The organism is Azospira sp. I09, from assembly GCF_009177135.1.
GTDB classification, from domain to species: Bacteria; Pseudomonadota; Gammaproteobacteria; order Burkholderiales; family Rhodocyclaceae; genus Azospira; species Azospira oryzae.
In genome coordinates, this window is record NZ_AP021845.1 from 387,586 (window position 1) to 397,391 (window position 9,806).

Annotated in this window: 7 protein-coding genes; all 7 read left to right on the forward strand. The window is 59.7% G+C overall.

Annotated features, from left to right (window positions below):
• Positions 1–11 precede the first annotated feature (11 nt).
• The 7 genes from AZSP09_RS19830 (at position 12) to AZSP09_RS19860 (ending at position 9,447) form a co-directional block, all read left to right on the forward strand.
• Complete coding sequence (locus AZSP09_RS19830; protein ID WP_152090419.1) at positions 12–2,411, forward strand: 3-hydroxyacyl-CoA dehydrogenase/enoyl-CoA hydratase family protein; 2,400 nt, start codon at positions 12–14, stop codon at positions 2,409–2,411.
• 17 nt (positions 2,412–2,428) lie between these two features.
• Entirely contained in the window at positions 2,429–3,622 is a 1,194-nt protein-coding gene (locus tag AZSP09_RS19835; protein WP_152090420.1) for an acetyl-CoA C-acyltransferase, read from the forward strand.
• A 12-nt stretch (positions 3,623–3,634) separates the two neighbouring features.
• Complete coding sequence (locus AZSP09_RS19840) at positions 3,635–5,434, forward strand: acyl-CoA dehydrogenase (protein ID WP_152090421.1); 1,800 nt, start codon at positions 3,635–3,637, stop codon at positions 5,432–5,434.
• Between the two features lie 116 nt (positions 5,435–5,550).
• Positions 5,551–6,300 carry an electron transfer flavoprotein subunit beta/FixA family protein gene (locus AZSP09_RS19845; RefSeq protein ID WP_152090422.1) on the forward strand — a complete coding sequence of 250 codons (750 nt, stop codon included), beginning with the start codon at positions 5,551–5,553 and terminating at the stop codon, positions 6,298–6,300.
• Between the two features lie 2 nt (positions 6,301–6,302).
• Complete coding sequence (locus AZSP09_RS19850) at positions 6,303–7,235, forward strand: electron transfer flavoprotein subunit alpha/FixB family protein (RefSeq protein WP_152090423.1); 933 nt, start codon at positions 6,303–6,305, stop codon at positions 7,233–7,235.
• Between the two features lie 26 nt (positions 7,236–7,261).
• Positions 7,262–8,902: an electron transfer flavoprotein-ubiquinone oxidoreductase gene (locus AZSP09_RS19855; protein ID WP_152090424.1), complete on the forward strand. Its 1,641-nt coding sequence runs from the start codon at positions 7,262–7,264 to the stop codon at positions 8,900–8,902.
• 80 nt (positions 8,903–8,982) lie between these two features.
• Positions 8,983–9,447, forward strand: a complete 465-nt coding sequence (locus tag AZSP09_RS19860; protein ID WP_152090425.1) for a MaoC family dehydratase — start codon at positions 8,983–8,985, stop codon at positions 9,445–9,447.
• Positions 9,448–9,806: the final 359 nt, after the last annotated feature.

The window sequence follows — 9,806 nt, forward strand, 5'->3', positions numbered from 1 at the left end:
AGGAGAACAGCTTGAAAAATTTGATCATCAGGAAGGTGGCCGTTCTGGGGGCTGGGGTGATGGGGGCGCAAATTGCCGCCCATCTCGCCAATGCCAACGTACCGGTCGTGCTTTTCGATCTGCCAGCCAAAGACGGTGACAAGAACGGGGTCGTCAAAAAGGCGCTCGATGGTCTGAAGCGTCTGCAGCCGTCGCCGCTGGTCACCCGCGACAAGCTGCAATATATCGATGCCGCCAATTACGACGATAATCTGGAATTGCTAAGCGATTGCGATCTGGTCATCGAAGCCATTGCCGAACGGATGGACTGGAAAAACGACCTTTACGCCAAAATCGGCCCGTTTTTGTCGTCGACCGCAATCTTCGCTTCCAACACCTCGGGGCTGTCGATCAATGCCTTGGCCGACGCTTTGCCGGCAGCACTACGTCCTAATTTCTGCGGCATTCATTTCTTCAACCCACCGCGCTACATGCCGCTGGTAGAGATCATTGCCACCCGCAGCACTGCCGCGGCGACGCTTGACGGCCTCGAAACCTGGCTGACCTCGCGGCTGGGCAAGGGCGTTGTTCGGGCGCTGGATACGCCCAATTTCGTGGCTAACCGGATCGGCGTTTTCTCCATTCTGTCGGTGATGCATCACACCCAAGCCTTTGCCCTGGGCCTCGATACAGTCGACGCCCTGACCGGGCCAAAAGTTGGTCGTCCGAAAAGCGCGACCTACCGTACGGGCGATGTGGTTGGCCTCGACACCCTGGCGCATGTCGTCAAGACTATGCAGGACACGCTTCCGGACGATCCGTGGCATGCCCATTTTTCGGTGCCGAACTGGTTGGCAGGATTGATTGAGCAAGGCGTGCTCGGTCAGAAAACCAAGGGTGGTATCTTCCGCAAGCAGGGCAAGGAAATCCAGGTGTTCGACGTGGCCGAACTCACTTACCGCCCGTCCAGCGATGCGATTGCCGGGGAAGTGGCGGCTGCGCTGAAGATTGCCGATCCAGTCGAGCGCCTGGCGGCACTACGTACCTCGGCTCACCCGCAGGCGCAATTCCTGTGGTCCATCTTCCGCGATTTGTTCCACTACTGCGCCGTGCAACTGGAGCATGTTGCCGACAATGCCCGTGATGTGGATTTTGCGCTGCGCTGGGGCTTCGGCTGGGCGCAAGGGCCGTTCGAGTTGTGGCAGGCGGCCGGCTGGGCAGAAACAGCCGAAGCAATTGCCGCTGATATCGCGGCCGGAAAGGCCATGAGCAATGTGCCCTTGCCGGCCTGGGTGACCGATCCGGCAAGAAACGGCGTGCATGGTGCAGCGGGTTCCTGGTCGGCCAGTCGCCAGTGCTATGTGCCGCGCTCGACCCTGCCGGTCTATGACCGCCAGCTATTCCCAGAGTTGTTGCTCGGCGAAGCCGGCACCCCACCGGAAACCGCCGGTGAGACGTTGTTTGAAAATGATGGCGTGCGCTTGTGGTGCCTGCCGACGGTCGACGCCGGCATCGGCATCATTTCCTTCAAATCGAAAATGCATGCCATCGGCGACGAGGTGCTTGATGGTGTGCAGGCTGCACTGCAGCAGGCGGCCGGCAGCCTTGATGGCCTGGTCATCTGGCATGAGGCGCCGTTTGCCGTTGGCGCCAATCTCAAGCAGATCAGCGAGGCCTGCACCACTGGCGATTTTGACCGTCTGGAGCGGACCATTAACAAGTTCCAGCAAACGTCCATGGCCATCAAGTATGCCCCGGTCCCGGTGATTGCAGCGGTACAGGGCATGGCGCTGGGTGGCGGTTGCGAGTTTGCCATGCATGCCGCCAAGCGCGTACTGGCCCTGGAGAGCTATCTCGGACTGGTCGAAGTTGGTGTCGGCCTGATTCCGGCTGGCGGTGGCAGCAAGGAACTCGCCTTGCGCGCCGCCCGTTGGGCAGGCCAGTCGGGCACGCCGGGCGAGGTAATGCCTAATTTGTCGCCCACCTTCATGGCGCTGGCAATGGCCAAGGTGAGCAAGAGCGCGCATGAAGCCATTGATCTCGGGTTTGGTAATGCGAGCGACACCATCCGCTTCAATGCCCGCGAATTGCTCTTCGTCGCCCTGAAGGAAGCTCGCCTGCTGGCCGATGTCGGCTATGTGCCCCCCGTTCCCGCTCGTGGGATACCGGTTGCCGGGCGGACTGGAATTGCCACCTTGGAGATGAATCTGGTCAACATGATTGAGGGCGGAATGATCTCGGCCCATGACTATCGCGTTTCCCGCGCCGTGGCGGTTGCCCTGTGTGGCGGCGAGGTCGAGTACGGCAGTCTGGTCGATGAGGACTGGCTGCTGGCGGTTGAACGCCAGCAATTCCTCGAACTTCTTAAAACCCCGGAAACCCAGGCACGCATCAAGCACATGCTGGATACCGGCAAACCCCTGCGTAACTGAAACGGCGGAGAAAAACCATGAGCAAACAGATTCAAGACGCCTACATTGTCGCGGTGACCCGGACGCCGGTCGCCAAGCGCAAGGGCATGTTCCGCAACGTGCGGCCGGACGACCTGCTGGCCCATGCCCTGAAGGGCGTGATGGCGCAGGCGCCGGGCCTGGACCCGGCCCTGATCGGCGACGCGATCGTCGGTTGTGCCATGCCCGAAGCCGAGCAAGGCATGAATGTCGCCCGCATCGGTGTGCTGCTGGCCGGCCTGCCGAACGTCGTGCCGGGCATCACCATCAACCGCTTCTGCTCGTCCGGCCTGCAGGCCGTGGCCGATGCCGCAAACCAGATTCGTCTCGGCCTGGCTGATGTGATGATCGGTGCCGGCACCGAATCGATGACGGTGATGACCAACATGATGGGCAACAAGGTCGCGATCAATCCCGCCGTTTTCGACGAACAACGAGGCATTGCCTACGGCATGGGCCTAACGGCGGAGAAGGTTGCCCAGCAATGGCAGATCAGCCGCGAGGCACAGGATGCCTTCGCGGTCGAATCGCATCGCAAGGCCTGTGCGGCGATCACCGCCGGCCATTTCAAGGCGGAAATCACGCCCTATGCCATCAATGAACATCTGCCGGATCTGAAAACCGGGCAGGTCAAAACCCGTCAGCGCCTGGCCGAGAACGACGAAGGGGCCCGCGGCGATGTCACGGTCGACAGCCTGGGCAAGCTGAAACCGGTATTCCATGCCAAAGGCACGGTAACGGCCGGTAACGCCTCGCAAATGTCGGATGGCGCAGCGGCTGTGCTGTTGGTTTCCGAGAAGATCCTGAAGCAGTTCAACCTGACGCCGCTGGCCCGCTTCTGCAGCTTTGCCGTGGCTGGTGTGCCGCCGGAAATCATGGGCATTGGCCCGGTTGCAGCCATTCCCAAAGCCTTGCAACAGGCGGGCATTGCGCAGCACCAGCTAGACTGGATCGAACTGAACGAGGCGTTTGCCGCACAGACCCTGGCCGTGATGCACGATTTGCAGATTGACCCGAGCAAGGTCAATCCGCTGGGCGGTGCCATCGCGCTTGGTCATCCGCTTGGAGCGACCGGTGCCATCCGAACTGCCACGCTGGTCCATGGCATGCAGCGAGTCGGTGGGCAGTACGGGATGATCAGTATGTGTATCGGTACCGGCATGGGTGCGGCCGGCATTTTTGAACGTCTGTAAGGAGATAGAGCGATGAGTGATTACCGCGCACCGGTCAAGGAAATGCGATTTGTGATGGATGACCTGGCCGGATTCAAGGAGTTGAGCCAGCTTCCCTGCTTTGAAGAGGCGACGCCGGATCTGGCCGATGCCATTCTCGACGAAGCTGCCAAGTTTGCCGGCGAAGTGCTGGCCCCGCTCAACCGAATCGGTGACCAGCAAGGCTGCACGCTAACGCCGAATGGCGTGACTACGCCCCCTGGCTGGAAAGAGGCTTACAAGGCCTTCTGCGAAGCGGGCTGGAGTGGTGTTGAGTCACCGACCGAATTCGGTGGGCAAGGCTTGCCGGAAACGCTGGCGACCGTGGTCAAAGAAATGGTCTGCTCAGCCAACCTGTCCTTCTCGCTCGGCCCACTGCTCACCACTGGGGCGGTCAAGGCACTGCTGACCTGCGCTAGCGACGAGTTGAAGGCGATCTACCTGGAAAAAATGATCACCGGCGAGTGGACCGGCACGATGAATCTGACCGAACCGCAAGCCGGTTCCGATCTGGCCTTGATCCGCTCGCGGGCGGAGCCGCAAGCGGATGGCAGCTATCGCGTTTTCGGCCAGAAAATTTTCATCACCTACGGCGACCACGATATGACGGACAATATCGTCCATCTGGTGCTCGCCCGCCTGCCTGACGCACCGGCCGGGGTGCGTGGCATTTCGCTGTTCCTGGTGCCGAAGTTTCTGGTTAACACTGACGGCTCGCTCGGTGAGCGCAATGATGCGCACTGCGTTTCCATTGAACACAAGCTCGGCATCCACGCTAGCCCGACCTGTGTCCTGGCCTTCGGGGACAATGGCGGTGCCGTCGGCTATCTGCTCGGCGAGGAAAATCGCGGGCTGGAATACATGTTCATCATGATGAACGAAGCTCGCCTCGGGGTCGGCCTGCAAGGCATCGCACTTGGCGAGCGCGCCTATCAGCAGGCACTCGGCTATGCCCGAGAGCGCAAGCAGGGACGCGATGCGATTACTGGCGAAGCCTTGGTCACGATCGACAAACATCCCGACATCCGACGCATGTTGATGTTGATGAAATCGCGGATTGAGTCCTGTCGTGCTGTTGCTTATTACACCTCGGGCCTGCTTGATCGCACTCACGCTGAGGCCGATCCCGAAGAGAAGAAGCGCCTGCTGTATCTCGCCGAATTCATGATTCCCATCGTCAAGGGCGGCAGTACCGAAATGGGCATCGATGTCACTTCGCTCGGCGTCCAGATCCATGGCGGCATGGGATTCATCGAGGAAACGGGGGCAGCTCAGCACTGGCGCGACTCGCGCATCACCACTATTTACGAAGGTACTACCGGCATCCAGGCCAACGACCTGCTGTTTCGCAAGCTGATGCGCGACCAGGGAGCGACTGCCCGTGTCGTTTTCGGCGAAGTGGGGGTGACAGCCAAGGCGCTCGGCGTTTCTACTCGTCCAGAACTGCGAGCCATCGGCAAGCGTTTGGGGGAATCCCTGCAAGCCTGGATCAGCGCGACCGAATGGCTGGCCGGCAATGCAAAAACTGGCCTCTCCGGTGTGTTGACCGCAGCTGTTCCCTACCTGCATCTGGCGGTCACGGTGTCTGGTGGCTGGTTCATGGGCAAGGCGGCACTGGCCGCAGCCAGATATCTTGAACAGGGCGAAAGCGACCAGGCTTTCTATCTGGCGAAAATTGCCACGGCCCAGTTCTACGCCGACCAACTATTACCTTTGGCTGCAGCCTATGCCGAAACGGTGAAAGCAGGTGATGCCGCTTTGGCAGCGTTAGGCGACGAGCTTTTTAATTTCTGATGTGAAGTTTTTGGTGTCTCCTCTGCTGGTAAGCACCTCGACGCTACCAGTGGCTTTGGGTTTGGGGGCGGAAACCCCCCAAACCGTTTTTTACGTAATCAATAGCGAGTAATTTGATGAAAATTCTGGTTCCAGTGAAGCGAGTCGTTGATTACAACGTAAAGGTGCGCGTTAAGGCGGACGGTTCTGGCGTCGATCTGGCCAACGTCAAGATGAGCATGAACCCGTTCGACGAAATCGCCGTCGAAGAAGCCGTGCGTCTGAAGGAAGCCGGTATTGCCACCGAAGTGGTCGCTGTGTCCTGCGGCGTTGGCGCCTGCCAGGAAACCCTGCGCACCGCGATGGCGATCGGTGCCGACCGCGGCATCCTGGTCGAAACCGATGTCGACCTCCAGCCGCTGGCCGTTGCCAAGCTGCTCAAGGCCCTGTGCGACAAGGAACAACCGCAACTCGTCATCTGCGGCAAGCAAGCCATCGACGACGACGCCAACCAGACCGGCCAGATGCTCGCCGCCCTGCAAAACTGGCCGCAAGCTACCTTCGCCTCCAAGGTCGTCCTCGCCGACGGCAAGGCGACCGTGACCCGCGAAATCGACGGTGGCCTGGAAACCCTGCAGATTTCCCTGCCGGCGGTCGTTTCCACCGACCTGCGCCTGAACGAGCCGCGCTACGCCACCCTGCCCAACATCATGAAGTCCAAGAAGAAGCCGCTCGACACCGTCAAGCCGGCCGACCTCGGCGTCGATGTCGCCCCGCGCCTGACCACGGTGAAAGTCAGCGAACCGCCGAAGCGTAGTGCCGGCATCAAGGTCGCCGACGTGGCCGACCTCGTGAATAAACTGAAGAACGAAGCCAAGGTGATCTGATCATGACCATTCTCGTTATCGCTGAACACGACAACCAGAGCCTGAAGGCCGCCACCCTGAACACCGTCACCGCCGCCCAGAAAATCGGTGGCGACATCCACGTGCTGGTCGCCGGCGCCAACTGTGCCGCCGCTGCCCAGCAAGCCGCCGCGCTGCAAGGCGTCGCCAAGGTCAAGGTAGCCGATGCCGCCCAGTTCGACGCGCAGACCGCCGAGAACCTGACTGCGCTGGTTATCGCCAATGCCGCCGGCTACAGCCACATCCTGGCCCCGGCCACCACCTTCGGCAAAAACGTCGCACCGCGTGTCGCCGCTTTGCTTGATGTGGCGCAGATTTCCGAAATCACCGCCGTCGAATCGGCCGACACCTTCGTCCGCCCGATCTACGCCGGCAACGCGCTGGCTACCGTCAAGAGCGCCGATGCCGTCAAGGTCATCACCGTGCGCGGCACCGCCTTCGATGCCGCCGCCAATGGCGGCAGCGCCGCGGTTGAAGCGATTGCCGCTACCGACGACACTGCCCAGTGCGCCCTGCAAGGTCGCGAACTGACCAAGTCCGAGCGTCCGGAACTGGGTGCCGCCAAGATCATCGTTTCCGGTGGTCGTGGCCTGGGCAGCGGCGAGAACTACCACAAGCTGCTCGAGCCGCTCGCCGACAAACTGGGTGCCGCCCTTGGCGCCTCGCGTGCTGCGGTCGACGCCGGTTTCGTCCCGAACGACTACCAGGTCGGCCAGACCGGCAAGATCGTCGCGCCGCAACTGTATATCGCCGTCGGTATTTCCGGCGCTATCCAGCATCTGGCTGGCATGAAGGACTCCAAGGTCATCGTCGCCATCAACAAGGATCCGGATGCACCGATCTTCCAGGTGGCGGATTACGGGTTGGTAGCGGACTTATTCGAAACTGCTCCTGCTCTTGTTGCGGAGCTGAATTAGTCTTTTCACCTACAAGAAAGATAAAGATGACGCGTACCGATCGCGATGCAATGGAATACGACGTCGTAATCGTCGGCGGCGGCCCTTCCGGGCTGACCGCGGCGATCCGTCTCAAGCAGCTGGCTGAGCAGGCAGGCAAGGATGTTTCCGTTTGCTTGCTGGAGAAGGGCTCCGAAATCGGCGCCCATATCCTCTCCGGCGCCGTGCTGGAACCTCATGCGCTGCAGGAGCTATTCCCGGATTGGCAAGAACGCGGCGCGCCGCTCAACACGCCGGCCGGTGAAGATCGCCTGCTGTTCCTGACCGAAGGTGGCTCTTTCAAGCTGCCGACGCCGCCGCAGATGGGCAACCACGGCAACTACATCATCAGTCTGGGCAACTTCTGCCGCTGGCTGGGTGAGCAGGCCGAGGGGCTGGGTGTCGAAATCTACCCGGGTTTCGCGGCCGCCGAAGTGCTCTATCACGAGGATGGTTCGGTCAAGGGCGTTGCGACCGGCGATCTCGGCATTGGCAAGGATGGCCAACCCGGCCATAACTTCCAGCCGGGCATGGAACTGCATGCCCGCCAGATGATTTTTGCCGAAGGTTGCCGCGGTTCGCTGACCAAGGAGCTGTGGGCCAAGTTCAACCTGCGTGATGGTGTTGATCCGCAAACCTACGGTATCGGCATCAAGGAGCTGTGGGAAATCGACCCGGCCAAGCATCAGCCGGGCCTGATCGTGCACAGTGTGGGCTGGCCGTTGCAAAGCGACACCTATGGCGGTTCCTTTCTCTACCACCTGGAAAACAATCTGGTGGCGGTGGGGATGGTCGTCGGTCTGGATTACAAGAATCCCTGGCTATCGCCCTACGAGGAGTTCCAGCGCTACAAGACGCATCCGGCCATTCGCGGCTACTTCGAGTGCGCCCGTCGCATCTCCTACGGTGCCCGTGCATTGTCGGAGGGCGGTTACCAGTCGGTGCCCAAGCTGCATTTCCCGGGTGGCGTGCTGGTCGGCGATACCGCCGGCTTCCTCAACGTGCCGAAGATCAAGGGCACGCACATGGCCATGGAGTCCGGCATCGTCGCCGCCAAGGCCGTGTTCGAGCACCTGTTCAAGGAAAACGCCGGTACCGAGGTCAAGGCCTACGGTGAGCTGATCAAGCAGAGCTGGCTGTGGGAAGAGCTGTACAAGGTGCGCAACATCCGTCCGGCCTTCAAGTGGGGCCTGTTCGGTGCACTGGCGTACGGCGCGATTGATACCTACGTATTCGGCGGCAAGGCACCGTGGACCATGCATCACCACGACGATCACTCGCAGCTGGGTGACAAGAACGCTTATTCGAAAATCGACTATCCGAAGCCGGACGGCAAGATCACCTTCGATCGCCTGTCCTCGGTCTTCCTCTCGGCAACCAACCACGAGGAAAACCAGCAGTGCCATCTGCGCTTGAAGGATGAGTCGGTGGCCATCTCGGTCAATTACGCCAAGTACGGTTCGCCGGAAACGCGTTATTGCCCGGCTGGCGTGTACGAAATCCTCGGTGAGGATGAAGGCAAGCCAAGGCTCCAGATCAACGGCCAGAACTGCCTGCATTGCAAGACCTGCGACATCAAGGACCCGACCCAGAACATCAACTGGACGGTGCCGGAAGGTGGCGGTGGGCCGAACTATCCCAACATGTAGAGAACGAGCATCGCCGTGCAGATGGCGTTTCAATATCGTTTCATCATTTGCGCGACACCGCTAAAGCAGAAGCCAACCTCATGAACATTAACTATCTTGAAGATTTTGTAATCGGGCAGATTTTTCAATCCGGATCACTACGAATTGAAAAGGAAAGAATGGTTGAATTCGCTTCTGAATTTGATCCCCAAGTATTTCACCTTGACGAAGTAGCTGCGCGAGACACTATATTCGGTGGATTGACTGCGAGTGGTTGGCACACCGCTGCTATGACGATTCGGCTAATCCTCGCTAGCTATCTTAATCCGGCCGGAGGGCTAGTTGGCGCGGGGGTCGAGGAGTTACGTTGGCCACAACCGGTCAGACCTGGAGATGAGTTACATGTCGAGTGTGAGATTCTCGATACACGTCCTTCAAAATCGCGTCCGGAACGCGGTATGGTTAAGGTTCGAGTAACTACATATACCCAAAATAAAGAAGCAGTCTTGTGTTTTATAGGCAACCTAGTCGTGCAACGTCGGCAATCTGGCGCATTGCTGATGTAGCGCCTGCGGTCTTCCAACAACCGGAATGGCCGACCAGTGTGAATTGGCCCTCCGGCAGGTTCCAGAGTTGACCGGTCCCTTGAACATCCCGGGTAGAAGCTTGGCGTTTGACCGGTTCTGATCGGGACGAGTCCCTAATTTCCCCTTCCTTCGACTGCTGCCGCGCTTCGCTTGGCGCCTGGCTCGTTCGGCTTCGCCGATCCGAGACCACGGAGAGTTCATTTTATAAGTGTGCAAATAAGAATATTTTAAAATTCAAACGCATTGGTGGCGTTGTTCTGTGCATTAGCAACGCTCATGAGCAACGGACTACGTGCTCATTACGCCGGGAGGGTTGCTCATATTCACTGGCATACACA